The 25588-nt window shown below is 49.7% G+C and carries 26 protein-coding genes; 7 read left to right on the plus strand and 19 right to left on the minus strand.

Translation table 11 applies throughout. The annotated features are described in order from the left end of the window. Positions 1-34: 34 nt before the first annotated feature. From GQ671_RS11915 to GQ671_RS11940, 6 genes are all read right to left on the minus strand, one after another. Positions 35-907, minus strand: a complete 873-nt coding sequence (locus GQ671_RS11915; RefSeq protein WP_160657483.1) for a DNA-3-methyladenine glycosylase family protein — start codon at positions 905-907, stop codon at positions 35-37. Beyond that, entirely contained in the window at positions 904-1779 is an 876-nt protein-coding gene (locus GQ671_RS11920; RefSeq protein ID WP_160657485.1) for a peptidoglycan DD-metalloendopeptidase family protein, read from the minus strand. Before GQ671_RS11920 ends, GQ671_RS11915 begins: the two co-directional genes overlap by 4 nt. A 12-nt stretch (positions 1780-1791) precedes the next feature. Then, a complete protein-coding gene (locus GQ671_RS11925; protein WP_160657487.1) occupies positions 1792-2709 on the minus strand; it encodes an ABC transporter substrate-binding protein in 918 nt (305 codons plus the stop codon). Positions 2710-2821: 112 nt separating this feature from the next. Continuing rightward, positions 2822-3223, minus strand: coding sequence for a PH domain-containing protein (locus tag GQ671_RS11930; protein WP_160657489.1), 402 nt, complete (start codon positions 3221-3223; stop codon positions 2822-2824). A gap of 14 nt (positions 3224-3237) precedes the next feature. Continuing rightward, positions 3238-3801, minus strand: coding sequence for a VanZ family protein (locus GQ671_RS11935; RefSeq protein ID WP_160657491.1), 564 nt, complete (start codon positions 3799-3801; stop codon positions 3238-3240). An 18-nt stretch (positions 3802-3819) separates the two neighbouring features. Beyond that, entirely contained in the window at positions 3820-5550 is a 1731-nt protein-coding gene (locus GQ671_RS11940) for an ABC transporter ATP-binding protein (protein WP_160657493.1), read from the minus strand. Between the two features lie 106 nt (positions 5551-5656). On the opposite strand from GQ671_RS11940, the gene GQ671_RS11945 reads away from it, so the two are divergent. Both GQ671_RS11945 and GQ671_RS11950 read left to right on the plus strand, forming a co-directional pair. After that, the gene (locus tag GQ671_RS11945; RefSeq protein ID WP_160657497.1) at positions 5657-6556 is read left to right on the plus strand and encodes an ABC transporter ATP-binding protein; all 900 of its coding nucleotides are present in this window, start codon (positions 5657-5659) and stop codon (positions 6554-6556) included. Next, positions 6549-7787: an ABC transporter permease gene (locus GQ671_RS11950; RefSeq protein WP_160657499.1), complete on the plus strand. Its 1239-nt coding sequence runs from the start codon at positions 6549-6551 to the stop codon at positions 7785-7787. The genes GQ671_RS11945 and GQ671_RS11950 overlap by 8 nt, the downstream gene beginning before the upstream one ends. Before the next feature lie 239 nt (positions 7788-8026). On the opposite strand, the gene nagB is transcribed toward GQ671_RS11950, so the two are convergent. The 10 genes from nagB to pxpB form a co-directional block, all read right to left on the minus strand. After that, positions 8027-8746, minus strand: coding sequence for a glucosamine-6-phosphate deaminase (gene nagB / locus GQ671_RS11955; protein WP_160657501.1), 720 nt, complete (start codon positions 8744-8746; stop codon positions 8027-8029). A gap of 26 nt (positions 8747-8772) precedes the next feature. Then, positions 8773-9369, minus strand: a complete 597-nt coding sequence (locus GQ671_RS11960) for a pyroglutamyl-peptidase I (RefSeq protein WP_160657503.1) — start codon at positions 9367-9369, stop codon at positions 8773-8775. Positions 9370-9454: 85 nt separating this feature from the next. After that, on the minus strand, positions 9455-11023 hold the full coding sequence (locus GQ671_RS11965) for a glutathione ABC transporter substrate-binding protein (protein ID WP_160657505.1): 1569 nt from the start codon (positions 11021-11023) through the stop codon (positions 9455-9457). A gap of 112 nt (positions 11024-11135) precedes the next feature. After that, on the minus strand, positions 11136-11906 hold the full coding sequence (locus GQ671_RS11970; protein WP_160657508.1) for a putative hydro-lyase: 771 nt from the start codon (positions 11904-11906) through the stop codon (positions 11136-11138). Positions 11907-11918: 12 nt separating this feature from the next. Further along, positions 11919-13130 (minus strand): NRAMP family divalent metal transporter, encoded by a 1212-nt coding sequence (locus tag GQ671_RS11975; protein ID WP_160657510.1) that lies wholly within the window; start codon positions 13128-13130, stop codon positions 11919-11921. A gap of 11 nt (positions 13131-13141) precedes the next feature. Further along, positions 13142-13900, minus strand: a complete 759-nt coding sequence (locus GQ671_RS11980; RefSeq protein ID WP_160657512.1) for a LamB/YcsF family protein — start codon at positions 13898-13900, stop codon at positions 13142-13144. A gap of 14 nt (positions 13901-13914) precedes the next feature. Beyond that, positions 13915-15321 (minus strand): acetyl-CoA carboxylase biotin carboxylase subunit, encoded by a 1407-nt coding sequence (gene accC, locus GQ671_RS11985; protein WP_160657515.1) that lies wholly within the window; start codon positions 15319-15321, stop codon positions 13915-13917. Further along, positions 15263-15682: an acetyl-CoA carboxylase biotin carboxyl carrier protein gene (locus tag GQ671_RS11990; protein WP_246153259.1), complete on the minus strand. Its 420-nt coding sequence runs from the start codon at positions 15680-15682 to the stop codon at positions 15263-15265. Before GQ671_RS11990 ends, accC begins: the two co-directional genes overlap by 59 nt. Before the next feature lie 5 nt (positions 15683-15687). Further along, complete coding sequence (locus tag GQ671_RS11995) at positions 15688-16674, minus strand: 5-oxoprolinase subunit C family protein (protein ID WP_160657517.1); 987 nt, start codon at positions 16672-16674, stop codon at positions 15688-15690. Positions 16675-16676: 2 nt separating this feature from the next. After that, the gene (gene pxpB / locus GQ671_RS12000) at positions 16677-17393 is read right to left on the minus strand and encodes a 5-oxoprolinase subunit PxpB (RefSeq protein WP_160657521.1); all 717 of its coding nucleotides are present in this window, start codon (positions 17391-17393) and stop codon (positions 16677-16679) included. Positions 17394-17481: 88 nt separating this feature from the next. Here pxpB and GQ671_RS12005 point away from each other — a divergent pair, with 88 nt between their 5' ends. Further along, a complete protein-coding gene (locus GQ671_RS12005; protein WP_160657523.1) occupies positions 17482-18744 on the plus strand; it encodes a Zn-dependent hydrolase in 1263 nt (420 codons plus the stop codon). 86 nt (positions 18745-18830) lie between these two features. After that, positions 18831-19280: a DUF1569 domain-containing protein gene (locus tag GQ671_RS12010; RefSeq protein WP_160657525.1), complete on the plus strand. Its 450-nt coding sequence runs from the start codon at positions 18831-18833 to the stop codon at positions 19278-19280. Between the two features lie 86 nt (positions 19281-19366). Here GQ671_RS12010 and GQ671_RS12015 read toward each other — a convergent pair whose 3' ends face one another. Both GQ671_RS12015 and GQ671_RS12020 read right to left on the minus strand, forming a co-directional pair. After that, positions 19367-19924, minus strand: coding sequence for a TetR/AcrR family transcriptional regulator (locus tag GQ671_RS12015; protein ID WP_160657527.1), 558 nt, complete (start codon positions 19922-19924; stop codon positions 19367-19369). A gap of 48 nt (positions 19925-19972) precedes the next feature. Then, positions 19973-21184 carry an MFS transporter gene (locus tag GQ671_RS12020; protein ID WP_160657530.1) on the minus strand — a complete coding sequence of 404 codons (1212 nt, stop codon included), beginning with the start codon at positions 21182-21184 and terminating at the stop codon, positions 19973-19975. Positions 21185-21443: 259 nt separating this feature from the next. Here GQ671_RS12020 and GQ671_RS12025 point away from each other — a divergent pair, with 259 nt between their 5' ends. Together GQ671_RS12025 and GQ671_RS12030 are read left to right on the plus strand one after the other, a co-directional pair. Then, positions 21444-21767, plus strand: a complete 324-nt coding sequence (locus GQ671_RS12025; protein ID WP_211364918.1) for a type II toxin-antitoxin system Phd/YefM family antitoxin — start codon at positions 21444-21446, stop codon at positions 21765-21767. Then, entirely contained in the window at positions 21767-22081 is a 315-nt protein-coding gene (locus GQ671_RS12030) for a type II toxin-antitoxin system RelE family toxin (protein ID WP_160657535.1), read from the plus strand. The genes GQ671_RS12025 and GQ671_RS12030 overlap by 1 nt, the downstream gene beginning before the upstream one ends. Positions 22082-22151: 70 nt before the next feature. Here the strand turns inward: GQ671_RS12030 and GQ671_RS12035 are convergent, their stop codons facing one another. Continuing rightward, the gene (locus GQ671_RS12035; RefSeq protein WP_160657537.1) at positions 22152-23138 is read right to left on the minus strand and encodes a zinc-binding dehydrogenase; all 987 of its coding nucleotides are present in this window, start codon (positions 23136-23138) and stop codon (positions 22152-22154) included. A 189-nt stretch (positions 23139-23327) separates the two neighbouring features. Between GQ671_RS12035 and GQ671_RS12040 the strand changes: the two genes are divergently transcribed. Beyond that, a complete protein-coding gene (locus GQ671_RS12040) occupies positions 23328-25586 on the plus strand; it encodes an ATP-binding cassette domain-containing protein (protein WP_160657569.1) in 2259 nt (752 codons plus the stop codon). The last annotated feature ends 2 nt before the right edge of the window (positions 25587-25588 follow it).

Here is a 25588-nt window from a genome sequence, read left to right on the forward strand (position 1 = left end):
CAACCATAATTTATGGTTGGCTCTTTTTCATCTGCTAGCCGAGAATACGCCACATGTACAGGGTGGCATAGGCCCCATTATCTCCCCATCCATCCGTTACTGAGCGGATATAGCCGGGACTTGGCTTCTCTTCAAGCCTATCGGTTATTCTGATTGCATTTTTGAGACCGGCATCACCGATCGGAACAGCATTTCTGAACTTCAAAGTACGCATCAGTACGGAATTGGCACTCCACGGTCCGATACCTTTTACACTGGTCAGATGATCCAGTACGTCCTGGTAGCTTCCGATACGCTGCAGATGGTCCTTTGAAAGTGTACCTGTTTCAATCCCCTTGGCACAGCGGTGCAGGTATTCGGCTTTCCTGTAGGAAATCTGCATTTCGCGCATCAACTCGACATCGAGTGAAAGTAGTTCCCCGGCAGCAGGCATCAGCCAGTATTTTTCCCCTTCAAATTCAATGTGATGGTTGAAATGTTCGACCAGCCGGCGCTTCAGAATGAAAGCAAATTTCATATTGATCTGCTGGCCGAGGATCGACCATGTCAGTGCTTCCATCATATCGAGTGTACATATCATGCGATAACCATACAGTTCCTGCACGATGGCAGCAAGCCGCTGGTCCCCACTGGCAAAGTCATAGAAGGCGGTCATATCATAGTCAAGGTCCAGCCATTCCGTAACGTAACGCTCTATATCGGATTCCAGAGCACCTTCGTTCACCAGAATATCCACCCGGACAGCGTCTTCTGGTCCTTCCTTCACTTCAAGCAGTACACGGTTGCCATCCAGGGATACCGCTTTTCTGACAGCATTGCCGCCGGTGCGGTAGAGGCAGTCATCCTGCTGGGCCATGAATTCATAGTTCAGTGCATAGTCGAACGGTCCCTCTGCCCTGATGATCATCGGCCACTCCTGCCTTTGACCGTATCACCCTGTCTCGGCTCACGCAGTTCCGCAAACTGGATGCGTATTGATTGCGAGGCATAAGGATCCTTGCCATCCATGACATGAAAATGAAGATGCGGTGTATCGGACGCCCCGCTGTTGCCGCACTGGGCGATTCTCGTCCCAGCCTCGACGGTGTCACCTGCTGCAACAGTGATTGAATTCCGCCTCAGGTGGGCAAGCAGTGAATACTCGTTGTAGCCGTGGCTGATGATGATATGGTTGCCCTCGGGCACAGTCATGTTGGGATAATGCGGCAGGTTGTCCTCTACATCATTCACCACTCTGATCACTTCCCCGCCTCTTGGTGTTACCACCTGAGCACCGAATGCATGATAGACTTCGAGCAATCCTTCATCCCCATCGAATGCTGAACCACCAGATTTACGGATGAAGTCATAGGCGTACCGCTGGTGGGCATACGGATAATGATAGTTCAGGAAGGCATCGTTACCGCCCCACAGCACGAACCATTCGCCTTCAAACGGCAGGCGATATGTGTTGATCGACGTCCCCCTGTCCGATGTGAACTTCTCGTAATTGTCGAACTGGATACCGATGATTTCACCACTGCTGTTGTAGGCGACGGTGATCATGCGGCTCTCCTCAGCATTCACCCACTGGTACCTTTTTATTCCGGGCTCCAGCTGGTTCGAGTGTTTCAGATTGAAATCACCCGAGTCATGATTGAACTCGCGGGCGGCTTCGACAAAAGTATCAAGGCCCATCTGAAGCTGGAAATCCTTTATTGTCTGCTTGTAGATCCTCTCAAAACTGCCTTCTGAAAAGTAGTATCCGAACTCCTCGGGAAACACGCTGTACTGTGCCATGATTGTGCCCTCCTATGGTTTGATCTGTTCTATAATGGCCTCTGTCTGCATTTCGATTGAAATCAGATCGTTCAGGCGATAGTCCGCGTAATCCTGCATGATGACATGTTCCTGCGGGATTCCCATCACGTCTGCAATCTCACCGTCCACACCACTATCCATATCTGTCGTATTGACGAAAACGTAATCCGCTTCGTACGCATCAAGGTTGCGGAGCGCCACTTCAAACGGTCCGTCCCGCAGCGCCTCTTCAAGTGACGGATCCATCTGGAAATCGAGCACATCATATACCGCTTCCGTTCCGAACGCGGAATACTTGCTATATATATAGTATGAACCGGATGCCTCCACAAGGACGAGTGCCCGACTATCAATGACAGTGTCGCCCGCCCCGCGCTGGAGCCGGGACGTCTCCTCGAGCCAGTCGTCACCCAGAACTTCCGCTTCCGCCTGCTTATTCAATACGACACCAAGGTTATGAAGATGCGTCAGATATAGCCTGTCACGAAACGGACTGAATGGTGATGCACCATAGCTCATCTGCACCGTCGGCGCAATTTCCTGATATTGGAAAACATATTCATCCGGTGCGAACGTGATGATCAGATCCGGATCCAATGCCTCGAGCGCCTCGATATCCCCGTGCTCCAGATAGGTGATATCGTCATCAAGATGCGCTTTTGATAGCTGGGTGCCCTCGACGATATTACTCACGCCGACAACATTGCTGCCGAGAAGATCCGCATTGCCAGCATCAATTGTGCGCAATAGTACGACCCGTTCAGGGTCGGATGGTATATCAATCTGTTCGGTATGTTCCGTCATGATCTGCCGGATCGAGCCGTCTTCGGAAACGCCTGTTTCTCTGAAGCTGCTGCATGCCGACATGACAAATACGAGCATGACCACCAATAATAGTCTTAATTTCATTCCTTCATCCTCTTTCTCTGATTCACCCTCATTATACACGAATGATTTTTTCAAAGAAAATGAATGAGGACATAAAAAAACCGGGCCTCTGCCCGATTTTTCCGAATGGTACCTACCCAGCCTTCTGGGTGCTGCCCATCGATGCATCAGAATCAAGACGCAGCTGGCGGGACCTGTATTTATACAGGAAGTTCAGGAATTTGTCGAGCTTCCCGTCAGATACACTTTTCATGCTGATCTTGATTTCTTTGCCAATCCATATGTGGACGATATTTCCCACCATCAGCAGATTTTCAGTACTTATGCCTGAGATTTCGCTGTATTCCACCGGATGGCTGTCAATCCCATCCTCATGCCTGATGTTGACAAATACCCTTTCTGTTGTCGGAATGATGGCGCCATAGAAGGAATGGAATCCATTCTTTTCATACTCGATGGTGCCTACGAGTTCAGGTCCGATGACTTCATCGTCGCGCAATCTGATGCGCTCGAGGCTCTTCAGTTTATTATGCATGCGACATACCCCCCTTAGTCCTTATTACTCCACTTACCCGCTCCAAAGAAGTAATAAACAATTCCCAATTTTGAGAATAAAACCCCGATCACCATGCCGATGATGGCGCCGACTGTATTCAGAATCACATCATCCACATTGGAAATGCGGCCAATCGGCAGAAAATACTGCAGTGCTTCCACCGCTATCGAAAAAAGGCAGGCGGTGATGGTGGTCAGAAATTCATCTTTGCAAAACAGGTACATGAACAGTCCGAAAGGCACGAACAGCAGGATGTTCATCCCTATGGAGTTGATGATGGCGTAGTCCGCGGCATACTCAAACGTATCCAGGATACTGTAGAAAGGCACAAACTGGGTCACTTTTTCAGGGTTTGAACTGGGCAGCAGTGTCAGCAGCAGGATGCCGATGACCGTCATCATCAGACCGATATGGACGATGAAATCCATTCTTTTTTTCATGCTGTCCATCCGATATCCGGCTTTGCTGTTGATGAACAGTGCCGCAATGATGACGACGATGAACAGAAGGATGAATACCGGAATCACCGGCTGAAATACTTCATATAATTGGCGCATTACTTATTCCTCTTCACTTTATCCAAATTGTTGTTCTGTAAAAATACGGTACATCGCATGGTTCTCCATCAGTTCATGATGCGTCCCTTCCCCTGTAATGTGGCCATTATCAAGAAAGAAGATACGATCCGAGTTGATGATGGTGGACAGCCTGTGGGCGATGACAAGTACTGTCCGCCCCTGCATCAGGTCATCGAGTGCCTCCTGGACGAATTTTTCGGACCTCGAGTCAAGGCTCGCTGTCGCTTCATCCAGCATGAGCAGTTTCGGATCCTTCAGAAATGCCCGGGCAATGCCGATACGCTGGCGCTGTCCTCCGGACAGCTTGATGCCGCGCTCCCCGACTTCCGTGTCGAGTCCCTGGTCAAGCATCTCGATGAACTCATGGGAATAGGAGCGTCTGACAGCCAGGTCGACGTCCGCATCCGTATATTCATCCTCTCCGAGTCCATAGGTGATGTTATCACGGATGGTACCGGAGATGATGGCACTCTCCTGTGCAACATAGCCGATCTGGCGCCTCAATGTGCTCAATGGGATATTGCGTATATCGGTGCCGTCCACTGCTATGCTGCCGGCATCTATATCATAATACCTTTCGATCAGTGCAAAGATGGTCGACTTGCCGCTGCCGCTCGGTCCGACAAAAGCCACCTTCTGGCCGTTGCTGGCAGTCAGACTGATCCGGTGCAGGATTTCCTTGCTTGGCTCATAGCCGAATGCCACATCCTCGAATGTCAATGTATTGAAGTCGATCACTTCGCCAGACACGCTCTCATCTTCATCCTCTTCCTCTTTGTCGAGTATCCCGATGATCCGTTCCGTGGCCCCGAGTGCCTTGTTGTATTCGGTGAAGAACATGGCGAACATCGTCATCGGCATGATGATCTGGAAGAGGTACAGCAGGAAAGCCACCATGGTCCCCATGCTGAGTGTCCCTTCTGCAACCCTGACACCGCCATAGGCGATGATCAGGATGATGACGAACATCATGACTGTACTCATGATCGGAGAGAGAAAGGCATTGATCGTCGCCTCCTTCATGCCGTATCCATAAAGTGATCTGATGCCTCTTTGGCCCTTGTTGCGCTCGAACGCTTCACCATTGAATGATTTTACAAGTCGCATCTCACTCAGCGTCTCCTGTATGACACCTGTGAATGCAGCGGTTTCGTCCTGGAGTGCACGGGAAATCCGGCTCATTTTCCTTCCGAGTGGCAAAATGATGACAATGGATACCGGCACTGCGATGAACATGATCATGGACATGCGCCAGTCGAGCACAAACAGGATTACGACGGCACCGATGACGGAAATGATGCCGCTGATCAGCTGTGGAAAATGGCTTGTGATCAGGTCCTTGATGATGGCCGTATCATTGACGACCCGGCTGACCGATTCCCCGCTCTTCGTCTGGTCGAAATAGCGGATCGGCAGCTTGAGAAATTTTTCCCAGACACGTTCCCTGAGCCTCAGGATGATTGTCTGGCCGATTCTTGCCAAAATATAATAGGCCACCCCGTCAAGAGCGGCACTCAATACGAAAACCACGATGATGAGGGCGATGAGTCCATTTGAAAACAGTTCGGAATCGTAGCCGTCTATGAAGCTCTGGGTCAGAAGCGGCACGATGAGAGACCCGATGGTACCAATCAGTGTCAGGAAGATTCCTGTTGCGAACAGTCCCTTGTTCAGACGCGTCTGCCGAAGAAGTGCAACGAAATCTTTCAGGGAGGTCTTAGTATCCATATCAATATCATCCATTCATTTTTAGTTCTCTATTCATCCAGTATATATTATCCCACCTCAATGCTCTATGGTAAAATGACTGTAGATTGTTAGAGGAGGTAAAACCATGACACTGGAGTTAGAAAACCTATCCAAAAGTTTCAACGGCCAAACTGCTGTCGACGAGATCAACCTGAATGTGCCATCAGGCAGCATGTACGGCTTTCTCGGAGGCAACGGTGCCGGCAAGACAACGACATTCCGCATGATTCTCGGTTTGCTTCAACCATCCGCCGGCAAGATCACCTATAACGGCAAGAAGATCGACTACGACGTGACAAACGACATCGGCTATCTGCCCGAGGAGCGTGGTCTTCATCCGAAACTGAAAGTCGAAGAGCAGATCCGCTATCTCGGCCAGCTGAAAGGCATGTCGAAAAAGGTGATTGACAAAAAGCTTGATGAATGGCTCGAGCGCTTCGGGGTGCCTGAGAACCGCAACAAACGTATTGAAAAGCTATCAAAAGGAAACCAGCAGAAGATCCAGCTGATCGCATCCATCATCCATGATCCGAAACTGATCATACTCGATGAACCGTTCAGCGGTCTTGATCCGGTCAATGTGGAAATTTTAAAGACTGCCGTCAAGGACCTGAACCGTGAGGGCGCGACAATCATCTTCAGTACCCACCGCATGGAGCATGTGGAGGAGCTGTGCGAATCATTGTGCATCCTGAACAAAGGCAAGCAGGTGATCAGCGGCAACATTGATGAGATCAAGAGCGACTTCGGCCAGAAGGAGATCATCATCGAAGGCGATCATGATGTCGATTTCCTCCGTAATATGCCGGGTGTCATCGATATGAAACAGATCAGAAAGAAGATCATACTTAAAATTGAAAACGAATCGTATGCAGAACCGATCTATAATGAAATCGTCAAACTTGGATACTTCAAAAGGTTCCAGGTCAATGAACCTTCCATAAACGATATCTTCATTTCAAAGGTGGGTACAAACTATGAATAAGTTCATGGCTACTTTCTCACAGACGTACTTGTCCAAAGTCCGTGCAAAATCGTTCATGATCAGTACCCTCATCATCGTCCTGCTCATATTCATCGGGGCAAATTTCGACAAGATCATCGGCATTTTCGATTCATCCGAAGAACTGACGACCATCAAGGTCGAGAGCGACGAAGCATTCATGACCCAGTTCGAAGCTATCATGAACGCACTTGAATCGGATATCGATGTCGTGGAGAATGATGGGGAAATCGGTGCGGCAGAAGCACTGCTTACTATCGATGGCACAGAACCGCTATCCTTCACTCTGGCAGCCGACCAGGAGATTCCCGGCGACCAGATGAATGATATTGAAATGGCGCTTGGTGAGTTGCAGCGCACAAATACCATCCAGGCATTGAATCTATCGCCGGAGGAAGCGGAACGACTGAATACACCACCTGAGATTACATATGATATCGCCTCAGGTCCCGAAGAGGCCGAAGTAGATGAAGCCGCCACTCCTGAAGAGGAAATGTTCGAAACCAATATGCTGAACACAATCATATTCTATGTCACAGTCATCGTCATGTTCTTCATCATCATCAACTATGCCAGTCAGATCGGCACAGAGGTGGCCATGGAGAAGACTTCAAGGGTCATCGAGATGATTGTCTCCAGTGTGCCGCCGGTTACGCACCTGCTTGCCAAGATCAGCGCAATGATTCTGGTCAGTCTGACACAGCTTGGTATTTTCCTCATTGCCATCGTTATTGCCATCCAGCTGTTCGACTTCAGTGATATCATTTCCGATTTCGGACTCGAGTCTGATGATCAGACATTGACGATGATCGTCTACTCAGTCATCTACCTGATTCTCGGGCTTGTACTGTACCTGTCCATTTCTGCTCTGCTCGGCTCCTTCATCAGCCGTATGGAAGACCTCCAGCAGGCACTCTTGCCGGTAACGATGTTCTCACTCATAGGATTCTATATTGCGATCTTCAACGTATGGGGCAGCGCGGATAACATGCTCGTCAAAATATCGAGCTACTTCCCACTCTTCACCCCATTCGTCATGCCCCTTCGGGCAATCAATGAAGACACAAGCCAGATCACACTGCTGATTGGTGTCGCGATCCTGATTGTTTCAATCATACTCGCCATCTGGCTCGCCGCAAGCATCTACAGAAACAGCGTACTGTCGACAAGCAGTGGCATATTCAAGAATCTGAAGCGTATCAGAAAAGAATAGATTATCGAATAAGAGGCATGCCGATATGGCATGCCTCTTATTTAAAATGTCTATTCATCTTTCTTACGTACTTCTTTCCATCTGTCAGTCTGGATGAGGTAGCCCACGGCCAGAGCGGGTAGGATTGAACCTGCGATAATAATCAGCGCCATCAAGACGTCCACTTCCCTTCCTTATGGTAATTATACCCCATAAAGATTATATAGACTTGGAAACTGTAATATCTCAATACTTTTTATCTATTCGAGCGCTTCATCATCCGCAATGACGGTCACATCATGATGTGTCTGCAATATGGTCGCCGGCAGTTCTTCCGAGACCTCGCAGTCGATCATGCATTCGAGTGCTTCTTCCTTTTCGTCCCCGGATACAAGCAGCAGGATGGATTCGGCATTCATGATGGTGTGGAGTCCCATTGTAATGGCCTGCTTCGGCACTTCCTCCACCGTATCGAAAAATCTTGCATTGTCGTTCACTGTCGTTTCTGTCAGATTGACGACATGTGTTCTGGAATCGAAGGAGGTGCCGGGTTCGTTGAAGCCGATATGTCCGTTTCTGCCAATGCCGAGAATCTGGAGATCGACGCCGCCGAGTTCCTCGATCAGCAGCTCATAGCGTTCGACTTCCGCTTCCAGACTCTCTGCTGCACCGTTCGGCAGGAACGTGTGGTCGGAGGGAATATCGACCTTGCTGAAGAACAGATTGTCCATATACTGGTGATAGCTCTGCGGGTGGTCGTCTGCCAGACCGACATACTCATCCAGATTGACAGTATATACATGGGACAGGTCGATCTTATCTCTATTAAGCATCTCTGCGAGGTGATCATACATCGCCTCCGGTGTTGATCCTGTTGCCAGTCCGAGCACCAGACGCTCGGAATTGACGATTCTTTCAAACACAATACGCGCTGCTAGCATGCTCATTGCATCATAATCTTCTACACGCCTGAGTTCCATGATCATCCTCCTATATTTTCAAGTGATTATATATTACCCAATATGATGCCGACTGCTTTGTTGATATCGTCCTGGGACCAGCTTGGAACACCGATTTCCACTCCGATTTCGTGATGTGCAGGCACATGGATGAAGCCGGCCGGTATATCCAGATTTTTCTGTCTCAGTATATTGAGAGTCGTATACATCAGATTATTGCATAAGTACGTCCCTGCGGTATTTGAAATGTCTGCAGGTATATTATTTGTCTTGAGTGCCTTCTCCAGACGCTTTATGGGCAGTGTAGAAAACAGGCCATCCGGTCCGGATCCATCAATCTTTTCACCATCCGGGTTGAATCCGGCATTGTCCGTCCGGCCGTCGATGCAGTTGATGGCGATACGTTCGATATGTACCGTATGCCTGCCCCCTGCGAGTCCGAGGTTGACGACCGCGTCTGGCTGGACTGCTTCGATGTCTCCAGCAATCAAGTCGTTGATTCTATCGAATACGACCGGGTAGACCCGTCCCACTATTTTGTAGTCCCCGATGATTTCCCCATCAAAAGCTTTCACGACTGTACCCGTCGGATTCTCCTTGAACTGCAGAAAGGGTTCAAACCCCGTCAGAAGCAATGTCTTCATGCTCTCATCCTTTCATGTACCTGATATCCACTCAACTATACCAGATTATAATAAAAGCTCCCATCCTAAAGATGGGAGCGCATGTCTATTCGAGATTTTTAAGATATGGGAAGCTGCTTGGATACTGATAGTAGCCTTCAAGGTCATCATTGATGCCTGCCAGCAGCACCGAATGGTAGATCGGTACGAGCGGCGCTTCATCGATGATGATCTGCTGCGCATCAGCATACTGCTGCATGCGGGTTGCTTCATCAGTCTCCGCTCTTGCCGCATCCAATAGACTGTCCACTTCATCATTGGCAAATCGAGTGCGGTTCCCTGGTGCACCATGGTTGTCGGAGTGGAACATCGGATAGAGTCCATAGTCCGCATCGAGTGTCACCGTGCCCCAGCTGCCCATGAAGAGGTCATGCTCACCATTGGCTGTATATTCCTGATAGGCACCGGATTCCATCTGGTTGATTTCAAGCGTGATGCCAAGATCACTCAGTTCCTGCTGGATGTATGTGGCAATATCCGCAGTCGTCCGGTCACTGACGACGATTTCAGCTGTAAAGCCGTCACCGTGGCCACTCTCATCAAGCAGTTCCTGGGCTGCTTCCTTGTCATATTCGATCGGGTCAAGGTCATCACTATGGCCATTCACCGTCGGGTTGAGCGGTGTCTCGGCGACAGCCGGGATACCTTCCAGCATCTCATTGATGATGGCTTCCTTATCGATCGACATTGCAATGGCACGTCTTACATCCGGGTCATCAAATGGTTCTTTTTCCACATTGAAGCCCATATATGACATGCTTGCACTTTCATGACGCTCGGCTCTCGCCCCATCCGTTTCGTCGATGCGTTCGACATCACTCGGATTCACCGGATAGATGAGATCGGCATCTCCTGTCGACAGTTCTGCAATTCTCGTACCATCTTCCGGAACAGCCTTGAATGTTACTGAAGCCGGACTTGCCGGTTCGCCCCAGTAGTCTTCATTACGTGTCAGTGTAATGTGGTCGCCTTCTGCGATTTCCTCAAACTTGAAGAATCCGGTACCGACCGGATCGGCATTGACCTCTGTAAGAGGCTGGCCGCCATCCTCCATATTTTCGTAGTCGCGGTCGATGACTTCCTTGCTGATCATATTACCACCCGGGTGTGCCAGATGGGCCGGCAGCGCCGCAAATGGTCTTGCGGTATGGATGTTTACAGTGTAGTCATCTACAATCTCCACTTCTTCAATTTCAGTGAATAGAAACTCGAGAGGTGCACCGACTTCAGGATCACGTACACGATCGAGATTGGCCTTGACCACTTCGGCGTTGAATGGACTGCCATCATGGAAGGTCACATCTTCACGCAGATTGAATTCCCATGTCGTATCATCCACCTGCTCATACGATTCTGCAAGACCTGGTTCAAGTTCGAGGTCTTCGTTCATTCTGACCAGTGTCTCATAAATATTGATCATGACGTAAAGCGAGTAGCCATCGTTGGCTGCATGCGGGTCCAGGGAGCTCGGCAATGCCTGCAGGCTGAAACCGATATCCTCTCCACCCATGCTCGGATCACCCGACTCTGCAGCCTGATCATCAACATTGCTGTCATCTGTACATCCTGCAAGTGCCAGAATGCAGACGAACAAAAACATATATATTTTCTTCATTTTTCCACCCTCTCTTCTTTGTAGCTATTATACCTATAAAACCGGTAGGAAATAAAGCTGAATTTAACGGAATTCTGGTCAAATTCCAAAATTCCGCTGAAGAAAAGAAGATTCAAGTTTCCTTGAAGTCTTCGTTATGCATATCGGTGACGAACATATGACCCGGCGCATGAGTGATCATGATTTCAGGTTTGGCATTGAGCGCTGCGTTTTGAGGGGTCACCCCGCATGCCCAGAATACAGGCACTTCGTCTTCCCCAATATCCACCGGTTCGCCGTATTCAGGTGTCTTGATATCCGTGACACCGATGGCGGATGGTTCTCCGTAGTGCACCGGCCTGCCGTGCATATTCGGGAACTGTGCCGTAATATCGGACACTCTATCCACCAGTGACTTCTTGAAGGGACGCATCGACACGACCAGTTCGCCTGAAAATACACCGGCCGGCGCTGTCGCAATATCCGTCTTGTACATCGCAACATTCCTGCCTTCGGCAATATGCTTCATTTCAATGTCTGCTTCAAGGATCGCCTGTTCAAAAGTGAAACTGCAGCCGATCAGAAAGGTGACGAAGTCAGGCTGCCAGTAGTCTTTGATATCCGTCACTGTCTCAGTCAGGACACCCTCCCTGTAGATATTGTACTTCGGGATATCCATCCGGATGTCGGAGCCTTCGGCATACATACTTTCAACCTTGCCATCCTCCATCACTTCAATGACAGGGACGGCTTTTTTATTTCTCGTAGCATAAAGCAGAAAATCGAAGGCATAGGATTTCGGCAGAATGACAACATTGGCCTGGACCTTGTTGCCGGCGGCACCGGAAGTTGTACGGTTGAATGTGCCGTTTCTGATTTCCTCCCTCAACTGTTTCACGTCCATGTTCGTCCCTCCTTATCCTGTCCAGAGGTCCTGCAGACCCTGGAGTGAAATGATACCCGCAACAATTGTAACGACAACAGCGACAATGCCGAAAACAATCATCCACGTCGGATGACGATAGTCGCCGACAATCTTCTTATTCCTTGAAGCAAGGAGCACCGCACCGAGTGTCAATGGCAGAATGAGTCCATTGAAGGCACCGGCAAGAATCAGCAGTGTGACCGGACGGCCGACAAATGTAAAGATCAGCGTTGAAATGACGATGAATGTAATGATGACAACGTTGTTGTAGTCATCAAACACTCTATGGAGCGATCTCAGAAAGGAGGCACTCGTGTAGGCGGACCCGATGACGGAAGACAGGGCTGCAGCAACGAGCACCACTCCGAATATCTGCATGCCGATATCCCCGAGCGCAATCTGGAAGACGGAAGCCGGCGGATTCTCGGGATCGAGTGCCACACCACCGGAAACGACACCGAGGACGGCCAGGAAGAGCAGCACACGCATGACACCGGTGGTCAGAATGCCGTAGTTGGCCGCCTTGCTGACGAACCCGAGGTTTTCAGGTCCTGTGACGCCTGCTTCAATCAGACGGTGTGCACCCGCAAATGTGATATAGCCGCCGACTGTACCACCGACAAGGGTGACGATCGGCAGGAAGAGTGTCATCGGCTCTTCCGGCAGGATTGCCCGGTAGGCCGCTTCGCCATAAGGCGGATTGGAGCGGATCATGACAAATGCTGTAATGCCGATCATCATCACACCAAGAACCTGGATGATGACATCCATGACCGCGCGGCCATTCTTCAGCAGGAATACGACGATGGCGGTGATGCCGGCAATTGCCGCACCGATGCGTGGATCCCAGCCGAAGATGGCATTGAATCCGAGCCCTGCGCCGGCGACGTTGCCGATGTTGAATGCAAATCCACCGAGGACGATCAGGAAGGCAATCACGTAGCCGAGACCCGGGAATACCGCATTGGCAACATCCTGCCCCCGCTTTCCGGACACACTGAGCACCCGCCATATATTGAGCTGGGCACCGATATCAATGATGATCGATGCGAGAATGGCGAATGCGAAACTTGCCAGGAACTGTTCGGTAAACACACTCGTCTGTGTCAGGAATGCCGGTCCGATGGATGATGTTGCCATCAGGAATATCGCACCGAATAAAAGACGCCGCTGCACTGCAGTCATTTTTGGCTTGTTTTCCATAACCGAACCTCCTACATTGTTTGGATGTTGATGCCTTCAGCTTCGAGCTGTCTTCTGATCTCTTTGACGAACTCGAGCGCTTTCTCTCCGTCACCATGGACGCAGATGCTGTCGGCCTGAATGCTGATATCCTTGCCGTTCAGGCTCTCCACTCTGCCTTCCTTGACCATGCGTACAACGCGGCTGACGGCTTCTTTAGTATCTGTAATCATGGCCCCTTCTTTTCTGCGGCTGACGAGCGTCCCGTCATCCTCATACGCCCGATCGGCGAAAACTTCATGGCGGACTGCGAGACCAGCTGATGCACCCGCCTTCACCAGGTTCTGATTGGACAGCCCCATCAGCTTGAGCGCTGGGTTATAATCCTTCACTGCCTGGGCGATTGTTTCGGCCAATTCCATATCGTTGAACGTTGCATTATAGAGCGCACCATGCGGTTTGACATGGTTCATTTCAATCCCCGCCATACGGCAGAAACCATCCAGTGCACCGAGCTGGTACACCATCATTGCGTGCACTTCCGGCATCGACATATCCATATATCTTCTGCCGAATCCCATCAGATCAGGGAATCCGGGGTGGGCACCGATACCGGTGGTTCCACTTTTTCTGATCAGCTGGACGGTTTCAAGCATGACCGACGGGTCGCTGGCGTGGAAGCCGCAGGCGACGTTTGCCGATGAGATCAGCGGGATGATCTCACGATCATTGCCGATCGAATAGTTGCCGTAGCTTTCCCCGAGGTCTGCATTCAAGTCTACTGTATACATGGTCGTTCCCCTTTCTACTCGATAATATGATTGTTCAGAAGAAACTTGATGTCCACCGTATTGGACTGATAGTTCGGATGATTCATCAGATAGTGTTGAAAATCGAGATTCGTCTCGACTGGACCGATGACGGTCTCATCAAGCACGTGCATCATCTTCCCGATCGCCGCTTCCCTTGAATGCGCATGAACAATGATTTTTGCGATCATCGAATCATAATGCGGGGGGACGGCGTAGCCCGGATAGACGTGGGAATCGATTCTTACACCTTGTCCCATTCCGAAATGCAATGTGTCGATCGGGCCGGGTGCCGGCATGAAATTATCCGCTGGATTCTCTGCATTGATGCGGCACTCGATCGCAAAACCATTGATGGCAATGTCATCCTGGGTCAACGTCAGCACCTCCTCTTTAGCCACTTCAAGCTGCAGCCTGACGATGTCGACACCGGTGATCTCCTCCGAAATCGTATGCTCAACCTGGATGCGTGTATTCATTTCGATGAAATAAAAGGCATCTTCCGACTCCACATATAAGTATTCCACCGTCCCGGCGCCCCGGTAACCGAGCTTCGCAACCGCTTCTGCTGTCCGTTCGGTAATATCCTTTCTTGATGCATCATCAAGAATCGCAGCCGGTGCCTCCTCGATCAGCTTCTGGTTGTTCCGCTGGATTGAGCAGTCCCGTTCGTACAGGTGGATGGCATTCCCCTGGCCGTCGCCGACGACCTGCACTTCGATATGGCGTGCACGCTCGATGAATTTTTCAATATAGATCCGGTCGTCACCAAATGCATTTTTCGCTTCCTTTTTAGCGTCCTTATACTGCTTCTCAAGCTGTGCGGGTTCATGCACGAAACGCATGCCTTTGCCGCCTCCACCGGATACCGCCTTGATGACAAGCGGATAGCCGATATCCTCGGCAACCTTTTCCACTTCTTCGAAGCTGTCGATGACGCCGTCACTGCCGGGGATGACCGGCACCCCCGCTTCCTTCATCGTCTGGCGTGCCATCGCCTTGTCTCCCATACGAGATATAGTGTCTGAGGTCGGACCGATGAAGGTGACACCGATCTCCTCCATCCGCCTGGCAAATGCTTCCGATTCGGACAGGAAGCCATATCCCGGATGGACTGCGTCCGCGCCACTCACTTCAATGGCGGCTGCGATCGATTCGAAATCCAGATAGCTGTCACTGCTTTTCGCTGGTCCGATACAGATGGATTCGTCTGCCAATGCCACGTGCAGACTATTACGATCAGCTGTGGAATAGACCGCAACACTGTGCAGATCCATCTCCTTCAAAGTACGGATGATTCTGACGGCGATTTCGCCACGATTTGCGATCAAAACCTTTTTCACACTAGTCCTCCTTTGGCTTGATGGAAAAGAGCGGCTGATCGTACTCGACACTCTCTCCATTGCCGACGAGAATTTCTTCCACGGTGCCCGATACATCTGACTTTACTTCATTGAAGACCTTCATCGCCTCGATGACTCCGATTGTGTCTCCTTCGCTTACCGAATCTCCGACGGAAACGAACGTTTCGTCGCTGTTCTCTTCCTTCTCGATGAAAAATGTACCGACCTGCCTGGCATTGACGGTATGTGATGCATCCGGCTTTTCCGAGCTTGTGTCCGGTACCGGTGGCGCTTGTGCGCCAGTCGCCTCTGTAGATTGCGCTTCGAGATGGATTTTGAAACCCCCATCTTTGATGCTCAGTACTTTAAGGTTCTCTTCATTCAACAGTTTTGCATATGCTCTTACTTCTTCGATATCCAACGTCATCACCTCTTCATTATTCTTGCGACTTTGCGGGCGACAGGTCGTACGTGCACCCGGAAAGCATTGCTGATCTCCAGATATCCACCACTTCTGATACGCGCCATTTCATCCCGATAGAGCGCGCTTGCTTCTTCAACCGTTATCTCGGCAAACTTCACTGCATCGCCCGGCTGCTTCTGCACGAATTTCGGAATGTCTGCATGGGCGACTGTACCGATGCGCGCATAGCCGCCGGCGGTCTGCCTGTCATTGAGCAGTACGATCGGCCGGCCGCCTTTCGGCACCTGGATACTGCCGAGCTGTGTCGGCTCGGACAGTACATCATGGTCAGGTGCTGCCACAAGTTCTGGTCCATCAAGCCGGAAGCCCATCCGGTCACAGTCCTTGGTGAGCGCATATGATGAATTGAAAAACTGCTGTTTCATCTCATCACCAAACCGGTCGAACTGCTGGCCCGGTATGACCCGTACTATTTCATCACCGTCGTCGAAATCCTTGATTCTATATCGGGTTGCGGCCCCTGTTGTACCTGCATGCAGCATATCCCCTTCCTGTAGCGCCCGGCCACTGTGGCCGCCGATACCGCTGCGGACATGGGTCGAAGCGCTGCCGAGCACCGTCTCCACCTTGAATCCGCCCGGCACTGCCAAGTATGTCCGCGCGCCGACATCTGCTGCTCCGAACTGGATCCTACTGCCTTTTGCGACATGAACCGGTATGCCGGAGGGGTGGTCTGCATCATCAATTTTCATCTTCATATCCGCTCCGACAGCTGCCACCACTGTATCCTTCACCACTTCAAATGTGGCACCTCTTAGTGTCATCTCAAGTCCAGGCGCATTCTCATCATTGCCGAGCAGCTGGTTGGCGAGCATCAGCGCCCGGTAATCCATCGCGCCCGCTGGCGAAAATCCTTCCGACTGGTGTCCGAACCGTCCAAGGTCCTGGACAGTCGTATGAAGTCCGGGGCGTGTCACTTTCAACGTCATCTTTATCCTCCTCTCACCTCGAACTGGATGTCATAGCTCCCTGCTTCAATACGGGATGCGATCTCTTTGAACTCGGATGCATCAATCGGACGATAGATGATCCTGTCCCCCGCCTGATAAAGGATGCTCTCTTCCCGGTTTTCATCAAATAGCGGTACGGGCGTCCTGCCAAGCAGGTGCCAGCCTCCGGGGGATTCAAATGGATACATGCCGGTCTGCTTGCCGCCGATGCCGACCGAGCCCGGTGGGATGCGTACTCTGGGCGTTTCGAGACGCGCCTTGTGAAGTCGTTCATCGAGCCCACCGAGGTAAGGAAAACCCGGCATGAAACCAAGCATATAGACGAGATATTCCTTATTGGCATGCAGCTCGATCACTTCTTCTGCCGACAGTCCGTCCGCTTCAAAACTGTCGATGTCCGGCCCGTATTCACCGCCGTAGCACACTGGAATTTCAATCACCCGGTAAGATACCTCCGCTTCAAGCAGTGCCGATTCGTCAATGTCACCGACGGTTTTTTTCAAGGCGTCCACATCCGTTTTGAAAATATCAAAATAGATGATGAGGCTCGTATAGGAAAGTACAATCTCCCCGATACCCTGTATGTCCATTTCATCAATCCGATGACGCAGCGCTACGAGCTGCCGGTTGACCTTTTCATCAATCTCATCACCCAGATAGATGGTCAATGCGTTCTCGGCAAATTGTCTGATCTCCATTCATTCACCCCTCCACTGAATATTCTAACTTTTATTATAAACCTTCATGGTTTATTATCAAAGAGAAGAAATGAAGGGAGAATGGATGATGAAATTATTTACAGACAAGATGGCAGCAGAAAAACTGGAGGACCGGACGAGCGAGCGACTCCACGCACGCATACTCGAAATTTCCAAAATCGGCCGCACGGAAAACGAAGGTGCCAAGAGAATGGGATATTCGGAAGAAGAATCACAGGCGAAGCACAAGGTGATCGAGTGGATGCAGGAGATCGGCATGCAGGTCAGAAAAGATGGCGCAGGCAATGTGTTCGGTACCTACAAGGGCGCGGACAGCTCCAAAGTCTTCATGGCCGGTTCGCATCTCGATACTGTGCCGGATGGTGGACACTTCGACGGCGCTGCAGGTGTCCTGACTGCACTTGAGATTGTCACACTATGGCATGAAGCAGGATACAAGCCGAAATATGACTTTGAAGTCGTCATCTTCTCCGACGAAGAAGGCAGCCGCTTCAGCAGTGGACTGACAGGCAGCCGCGCGTTCATGGGCATGATCGAGGAGACGGAACTCGACAAGTACCGCGATCCGGATGGACAGACGTTCGATGAAGTCATCAGCAATATCGGCTCCGACAGACAGCAGTTCCTCACTGCAGAAGGTCCAAGCAAGCAGATTGCGATGTATGCCGAGATACATATCGAACAGGCCAAGCAGCTCGAGCAGAAGGATCTGCCGGTCGGCATCGTCAGCGGCATCGCAGGCGCGACACGGACAAAGATCACGTTCCGAGGCGCTGCCGGACACGCGGGCAGCACACCGATGACCGAGCGTAAAGACGCTCTTGTCAAAGCTTCCGAATTCATCAGCACGCTGCCTGAAGTTGCCAAAGGCATCAGTGAGACTGCTGTGGCCACTGTCGGCAAGATGAATGTCAGCCCCGGCGGAGTCAACGTCATTCCTGGTGAAGTCGAGCTTGTGGTCGATGCTCGCGATATCAACGAGGACAGCCAGTCGCAACTGATCAAAGCGGTCGCCGATCATGCGAATGATGTCGTCAACAATAGCGATATCACTGTCGAAACCGACTTGACCACCCGCATCCTGCCGATTCCGGTCGACACAGAAGTCATCCGCAATATGGAAGCATCATTCAAACGCCATGACCTGCTGCCGATCCATCTGCCGAGCGGTGCCGGTCATGATGCCATGAGCATCGGCACACAGTTCCCGATTACAATGCTCTTTGTCAGAAGCATCCAGGGTATCAGCCACAACCCTGAAGAATTCACTCATATCGAAGACCTCACAAAAGCCGTGAAAGTACTGAAGGATTTCTTCGAAAACCTATAGGAAAATAAAATTAAAACCAACCCCTGCAAGTTGAACATGGATTCAATTTTCGGGGGTTTTTAAATACTTTATCAAAGGAGGATAAGATGAAGAATATCTATGATGCATCGACGACGCATGAAATCATCAGACGCATCGATCAGTTGGAATCAGATACAAAACCACAGTGGGGTCAGATGAATGCTGCACAGATGCTCGCGCACTGCAGTGTATTCCAGGATATCGCCTCTGGGGATGAAACGCCTGAAAGAAGCAAGCTCGGCAGACTGGTCGGCAGATTCGCAAAGCCCGTCTTCTACAATGACAAGCCATTGCCTAAAAACATGTCCACCGTACCAGGCATGCTGATTACAGAAGAAAAATCTTTCGACACGGAAAAGGACAGACTCAAGGAGAAGACACTCACCTTTCAGCAGAAAGGGCCTGAGAAATGCACGAGACACCCCCACCCCTTTTTTGGCAGACTCACACCGCAACAATGGGGCAAAGGGATCTACAAGCATCTGGACCATCATCTTCGACAGTTCGGCGTCTAGCCGAACAGACAAAAAAAGGGAGCGGATATCCAGAATACCGGATACCTGCTCTCTTTCACTTTTGATCATTCTTCATTTTCTCGTAGTTATGACGGTCTGACCCCTCTTTGGAATACTTCCCACACACGCTCGAATTCGGCTGCCTGAATGTCTTTTCCATAGAAATCCGGCGTGACGGCAAGGCCATCTGCAAGAAGAAAATAGGTCGAATAGATCTGTGCGTTGGATAGCGCGCCATCGATCTCCCCTTCACGCTTTCCACGCTCTATGATGTCATCGAAAAGGCTTCTTGCGACATTTTCGGAATCTGTATATTTGTCCATGATATAAGCCTTCAGTTCCTGCGGCTGGTATCGTGCGTACCGATAGTAGAAATCGGCACTGGCATCCCCTTCACTGTCCAGTGACATATTCTTCATCAGATCGCGAAGGATGTCCATGACGGATCTTTCATTGTCATCAAGTGTCCGCTCGAGATATGTGACATAGTCATTCATTTCCTTATCCAGGACGTCCTTGAATATTTCTTCTTTGCTGCTGTAATGGGAATAGAGTGAAGGTTTCTTGATGGCCACAGCTTCTGCGATCATCGACATGGAAGTTGCTTCATAGCCGAATGTGCCGAAAAAACTGCGGCTGGCCACTATAATACTTTCTTTCGTATCGATTGTTAAAACTCCTTTGACAATTAATTATTCTGTCGTCTGCATCCGATAGTCCTTTGCTTTGAAGAAAAGAACGATTGTAATCATTATACCAATGATGGCGAATATCACGATAACAAACTGGATGGACACACCGATGCTGGTCAGAATGCTGACAATCGCATAGGCAATGGGGTCGAATCCATTCATCGCCAGGAAAATCAGGCTCATGACACGTCCCATCATCCGGTTTTCCGTAATTTCCTGGGCGGCTGCAAAGAACGGCACGAATACGAATGAAATCGCAAAACCGACAAAGAACAGCAGTGCAGCGAGCAGAATCAGATTATCGAGAAAGCCGAAGAAGAAATAGAAGGACAGCGCTGCAATGAGACCGTACAGTGTAACCTGCCCTTTTCTTCTGATATAGAATTTGCCTAGAATGAGTGTACCAGCAATCATACCTGTGCTCAGACTCACTTCCATGTAGCTCAAGTTGATCGGTGTCCCACCGAGCAGGTCGACGATCAGCGGCATGCCGATCTGGAGTGTTCCAAAAACAAAGAAGTTCATCGTGATCAGTACGAGAATACCGACGACGAGAAATTTGGATGCCTTCACATAACTGAAGCCTTCTTTCAGATTCTGAAGCGGTGTCTGACTGTCCGTCTTTTCAACTGCAGCCTCCTTGATCAATGGCGGGAATACGAATATGGCAGAAAGTCCGACCAGTATGAATGCCACGAAAAAACTTGTGGTAACGGAAGATACTTCCATAATGATACCAGCAAGAGCCGGACCGATGATGAAACTGATCTGATCTACCCCCTGGAAATAGGCGTTGGCCTTCTGCAGTTTCGATTTTTCTATGATTTTAGGAATCATGGAAGTGCTTGCCGGACCGAAGAAGGCATCCAGCATGCCGAACAGACCGCCGATGACGAGCAGCCATACTACAGTCAGTGCATCATTGAATAGAAGCAGTGTCAGCACGAGAAGTAATAGTGCCTGCATCAGATTTGTACAGAACATGATTGTCGTCTTTTTATATTTATCCGCCACAACTCCCCCGTATGTCATCATGACAAGTCTTGGTACTGTAATGGCGATCAGTATCATGCCAAGTGCGCCATTCATATCAAGCGTTCGGATGACATACCATGTCGTTGTCGTCAGAAACATGCTGAAACCGATGACCGCAAAGAGACTGGCAATGAAAAGCAGCACGAACGTCCGATTTTTAAATATATTATCATTCATTAATATCACCTCAAAATTTACCTACCGACCGGTAGGTAGTCAATATATCACGAGGGTTGACCTTTTACAATCCCTTTGTTTTGAATCATCGAAACCATGGTATTTGCAAGTCCAAGAAAATCCTCAGCAAGTACCATCACTCTGATCATTTTTTAAGATATAGATAAAAGAACTGAATAAGAAGCTTTTTATAAAGTTGTTTAAAGTACTTTTTAGTATTATAATGGATAAAAGTACTATAATATCGGGGGAGAGAATTGTGCTGAAAACCTTTGATTTGAAAACAAAATCAGTTACTGAAGCCAAAAAGGATTTTTCCAAGATTATTAAAGATACACAGGATACGGGAGAACCTGTCTTCATATTCAACCATAATAAACCTGAGGCAGTCATAATCAGTAATGAGGTCTACGAAACATTGATAAGAAAATATGAAGAGATGGAAGATCAGCTTTTTTATAATCAACTTCAAAAGCGAGTAGATGCCGGGCCCGGAAAACTTGTTCCTTCAAAAGAAGTGCTGGATACATCAAACGAACCTAATCCGTTTCAATCCATGCCTGATAAGGACTTGTTTGATTGATGAGAGAGGTATATTTCTGGGAAGAAGCTCAAAAAGATTATAAGAAACTGGATGGTACAATGAAAAAATGGGTCGATGCTGCCGAAGAGCGCCTGGCTTTGCGTGGATCGGAGATAGGCAAAGACCTTGGCAATACACACTATTCAAAATTGGCTGGCTTCAAAGAATTGAAGAACCAAAAGATTGGAATTCGCTTGATTTTTAAAGCATCATCTGAAGGCAACATTGAAATCATTGAAATTGTCGCTATAGGTAAAAGAGAAGATGAAAAGATTTTTCATACAGCAGAAAGAAGAAGAAAAAATCATTTATAGCAATTCCGCATCTAATCACACATACAAAAAGCGAGAGGCACCAGCATAGTTGCCTCCCGCTTCTCTATTTCTATTCAGCCTGCATTCTGACGATGACCTTGCCGTCGGTCTCGTTTTGTTTAAGCATTTTCAGTCCTTCAGGCAATGCTTCTCGAGACAGCACTTTATCAATGACTGGATCCAGGTCGTCTTCACTCAATCGCGCCATCAGCTCATTTGCCATATGTGCCAGGTTATCGACCGCTTTCCTGGAGCCGCTGGCGTGCGCCGCACCAAGTGCGACTTCATGGATGGAAGGTGACAAAGTGAATGGTTTTACATCACTCGTATCCGGTGCGCCGGCAATGTAGGCGAGCTGTCCGGAGAATGCCAGACGGTCGAGGTCTGCTGTCGCCTCTTCTGAACTGACCGTATTGAAAATCAGGTCCACGCCCGCGTCTTCGGTCTCTTCCATGATGCGATTGGTCACGTCTTCATCTTTATAATCGATTGCAAGATCAGCTCCGAGTGCTTTCACTCTATCGTGACTTTCTTTCGACGCTGTTGTGAATACAGTGTGGCCAAGTTTTTTCGCCAGCTGCACTGCGAATCCACCGACACCACCTGAACCGCCATGGACAAGGATTGTCTCTTTCTCGGCAGCATTCAGTTTCTGGATGACTGCCTGATACGCCGTCATTCCGGCACAGAGTATCGCCGCCGCTTCATCAAATGAAACCCCGTCCGGTATCTTTGCTGCTGCAGATGCATTGACGACCGCTTGTTCAGCGAATGCGCCCGGCTTGCTCATATCAGTGTGGATTGCCACACGCTCTCCAACCTCGAAACCTTCCACACCTTCTCCGACTTCTAAAACTTCACCTGACAGGTCGACACCCGGTATGTGTGGGTAATTCCATTTGGGATGACCGGATTCTATCAGCTGGTAGTCCACCGGATTCAACGCCGTACTGAACACCTTGACCAGCAGTTCACCCGAGCTTGCATGAAGATCATCCACGTCTTTCCATTCCAGGTTATCGATACTTCCAGAATCCTTCAGTTGCCATGCTTTCATGATTCAATCGCTCCTTTTATCTTGACTATAATCTGAACCTGTTTTTCTCAATATCAATGCATACACTGATATCATTCCCTGAAAATTCCCTTGAATAAACAATATGTGACAGATACGTTTCACTTTTATACGCCTTTCGCGTGTCCTCGCCGGCTTATCCGGGTAGACTGAACAGAAGAGGTGAAAGTCATGTCAAATATACGCATCAAAGGCGCCAACCAGAACAATCTTAAAAATGTAAGCGTCGATATACCAAAACACAAACTGACTGTCTTTACGGGACGCTCGGGTTCGGGCAAATCTTCCCTCGTATTCAGTACATTGGCCGCAGAATCGGAGCGGCTGCTCAATGAAACGTATTCAAGCTATATCCAGAACCAGCTGACACAGTATGAAAAGCCGGATGTGGACCAGATAGAGAACCTGCCGGTGGCGATGATCATCAACCAGAAGCGTCTTGGCGGCAACTCGCGCTCCACTGTGGGCACAATTTCGGACATCTATTCATCTGTCCGCCTGCTCTGGTCGCGGATCGGGGAACCGTTTGTCGGCTACTCCAACATCTTCTCGTTCAACAACCCGAGCGGCATGTGTGAACGATGCCAGGGACTTGGCTACGTGGAAGACATCGACCTCGATGAGCTGCTCGACTACGACCGGTCACTCAATGATGATGCCATACGCTTCCCATCGTTCAGACCGGACAGCTGGCGGGGCAAACGCTACCTCTACAGCGGACTGTTCGATAACGACAAAAAACTCAAAGATTATACTGAGGAGGAGATGGAGACCTTCCTCTATACGAAACCGAAGAAACTGAAGGATCCGCCGGACAACTGGCCAAGGACTGCGAAGTTCGAAGGGCTCGTCCACCGCTTCAGACGTTCCTTCCTGCTCAACGATAACTTTGAGAAGAAACGTTTTATGGAAGATGTGGAACGTGTCGTGACGAGCCGGGAATGTCCAGCATGTAACGGTAAACGGCTCAATGACAAAGTGCTTTCATGTAAAATAAATGACTTTGATATCGCAGACTTCACCCACCTGTCCATTGAAGAAGCGATTCCTTTCCTGAAAGCCTTGGATGATCCGAAGTCGGAATACATCATCCGGCCACTGCTCGATCAGATGGAGTCCCTATCATACGTCGGCCTCAACTATCTGACGCTCGACCGCGAGACCCCATCCCTATCAGGGGGTGAGTCGCAGCGCATCAAACTGATCCGTCACTTGAACAGTCCGTTGACGGATCTCGTCTACATCATCGATGAGCCGAGTGTCGGACTGCACCCTGAAGACATCGAGAAGATCAATGAGATCATGTGCTCGATCCGGGACAAGGGCAATACAGTCCTCGTCGTCGAACATGATCCGGATGTCATCGATATTGCCGACTATGTCATCGATATCGGCCCGGGCGCCGGCCAGCATGGCGGTGAAGTGATCTTTACAGGCACCTATCAGGAACTGATGGCATCAAGCACACCGACCGGCACGGCGTTGAAGCGGTCGCATCAGTTGAAGGAAAATCCGAGTGAACCGGAGGGCTTCATCAGCCTCAAAAATATCACAAAGAACAATCTGGATGATGTATCTGTCGATATACCAGCATCAGCACTATCCGTCATCACTGGTGTGGCAGGTTCAGGTAAGAGTACGCTCATCAAAACCGGCTTCAAGAAAGACAAGGATGCCATATTCATCGATCAGAAGCCGGTCCGCGCATCAAACCGCTCCAACCTGCTGACCTACATGGATCTCTTTGACGAAGTCCGCACTTTCTTCAGCAAGGAGACCGGACTCAGGAAAGGCATGTTCAGCTATAACTCGGAAGGCGCCTGCCCCGAATGCAACGGCAAAGGTGTCCTCAAAACCGAACTCGCCTTCATGCCGGATTTCTCTCAAACATGTGAAGTGTGTCACGGTACAAGATATAGACCGGAAGTACTTGAAGCCAAAGTCGATGGCTATTCCATCGCAGATGTCCTGGCACTCACTGTCGAAGAGGCCCTGACCTTCTTCACATCCAGCACCCGCGTGGTCGAGCGTTTGAGAACGGTCAAGGATACCGGCCTGCATTACATGACACTCGGCCAGTCTCTCGATACGCTCTCAGGCGGAGAGATTCAGCGCGTCAAACTGAGCCGCTATCTAGATAGTGATGCGACCGGCAAGACGTTCATTTTCGACGAACCGACTACCGGACTTCATGAAGACGATATCCCGACCTTGCTGGACTGCTTCCAGCAGCTCATCACACAAGGCAACACCGTCATCATCATCGAGCACAACCTGACGATGATGACCCATGCCGACTGGATCATAGACGTCGGACCCGGTGCCGGGTCCAAAGGCGGTCGCATCCTCTATAGCGGAATACCGCAAGGATTGCTCGATGTCGAGGATTCCATTACAGCCAGTCACATCAGAAGATACGTGGAAGTATAAAA

It is taken from the genome of Salinicoccus hispanicus, assembly GCF_009831115.1.
GTDB classification, from domain to species: domain Bacteria; phylum Bacillota; class Bacilli; order Staphylococcales; family Salinicoccaceae; genus Salinicoccus; species Salinicoccus hispanicus.

Bases quoted from the DNA above. Each gene is read 5' to 3' on its own strand.
- GQ671_RS11915 (WP_160657483.1), bottom strand. From the start codon at position 907: ATGATCATCAGGGCAGAGGGACCGTTCGACTATGCACTGAACTATGAA.
- GQ671_RS11920 (WP_160657485.1), bottom strand. From the start codon at position 1,779: ATGGCACAGTACAGCGTGTTTCCCGAGGAGTTCGGATACTACTTTTCA.
- GQ671_RS11925 (WP_160657487.1), bottom strand. From the start codon at position 2,709: ATGAAATTAAGACTATTATTGGTGGTCATGCTCGTATTTGTCATGTCG.
- GQ671_RS11930 (WP_160657489.1), bottom strand. From the start codon at position 3,223: ATGCATAATAAACTGAAGAGCCTCGAGCGCATCAGATTGCGCGACGAT.
- GQ671_RS11935 (WP_160657491.1), bottom strand. From the start codon at position 3,801: ATGCGCCAATTATATGAAGTATTTCAGCCGGTGATTCCGGTATTCATC.
- GQ671_RS11940 (WP_160657493.1), bottom strand. From the start codon at position 5,550: ATGGATACTAAGACCTCCCTGAAAGATTTCGTTGCACTTCTTCGGCAG.
- GQ671_RS11945 (WP_160657497.1), top strand. From the start codon at position 5,657: ATGACACTGGAGTTAGAAAACCTATCCAAAAGTTTCAACGGCCAAACT.
- GQ671_RS11950 (WP_160657499.1), top strand. From the start codon at position 6,549: ATGAATAAGTTCATGGCTACTTTCTCACAGACGTACTTGTCCAAAGTC.
- nagB (WP_160657501.1), bottom strand. From the start codon at position 8,746: ATGGAACTCAGGCGTGTAGAAGATTATGATGCAATGAGCATGCTAGCA.
- GQ671_RS11960 (WP_160657503.1), bottom strand. From the start codon at position 9,369: ATGAAGACATTGCTTCTGACGGGGTTTGAACCCTTTCTGCAGTTCAAG.
- GQ671_RS11965 (WP_160657505.1), bottom strand. From the start codon at position 11,023: ATGAAGAAAATATATATGTTTTTGTTCGTCTGCATTCTGGCACTTGCA.
- GQ671_RS11970 (WP_160657508.1), bottom strand. From the start codon at position 11,906: ATGGACGTGAAACAGTTGAGGGAGGAAATCAGAAACGGCACATTCAAC.
- GQ671_RS11975 (WP_160657510.1), bottom strand. From the start codon at position 13,130: ATGGAAAACAAGCCAAAAATGACTGCAGTGCAGCGGCGTCTTTTATTC.
- GQ671_RS11980 (WP_160657512.1), bottom strand. From the start codon at position 13,900: ATGTATACAGTAGACTTGAATGCAGACCTCGGGGAAAGCTACGGCAAC.
- accC (WP_160657515.1), bottom strand. From the start codon at position 15,321: ATGGAGAGAGTGTCGAGTACGATCAGCCGCTCTTTTCCATCAAGCCAA.
- GQ671_RS11995 (WP_160657517.1), bottom strand. From the start codon at position 16,674: ATGACGTTGAAAGTGACACGCCCCGGACTTCATACGACTGTCCAGGAC.
- pxpB (WP_160657521.1), bottom strand. From the start codon at position 17,393: ATGGAGATCAGACAATTTGCCGAGAACGCATTGACCATCTATCTGGGT.
- GQ671_RS12005 (WP_160657523.1), top strand. From the start codon at position 17,482: ATGAAATTATTTACAGACAAGATGGCAGCAGAAAAACTGGAGGACCGG.
- GQ671_RS12010 (WP_160657525.1), top strand. From the start codon at position 18,831: ATGAAGAATATCTATGATGCATCGACGACGCATGAAATCATCAGACGC.
- GQ671_RS12020 (WP_160657530.1), bottom strand. From the start codon at position 21,184: ATGAATGATAATATATTTAAAAATCGGACGTTCGTGCTGCTTTTCATT.
- GQ671_RS12030 (WP_160657535.1), top strand. From the start codon at position 21,767: ATGAGAGAGGTATATTTCTGGGAAGAAGCTCAAAAAGATTATAAGAAA.
- GQ671_RS12035 (WP_160657537.1), bottom strand. From the start codon at position 23,138: ATGAAAGCATGGCAACTGAAGGATTCTGGAAGTATCGATAACCTGGAA.
- GQ671_RS12040 (WP_160657569.1), top strand. From the start codon at position 23,328: ATGTCAAATATACGCATCAAAGGCGCCAACCAGAACAATCTTAAAAAT.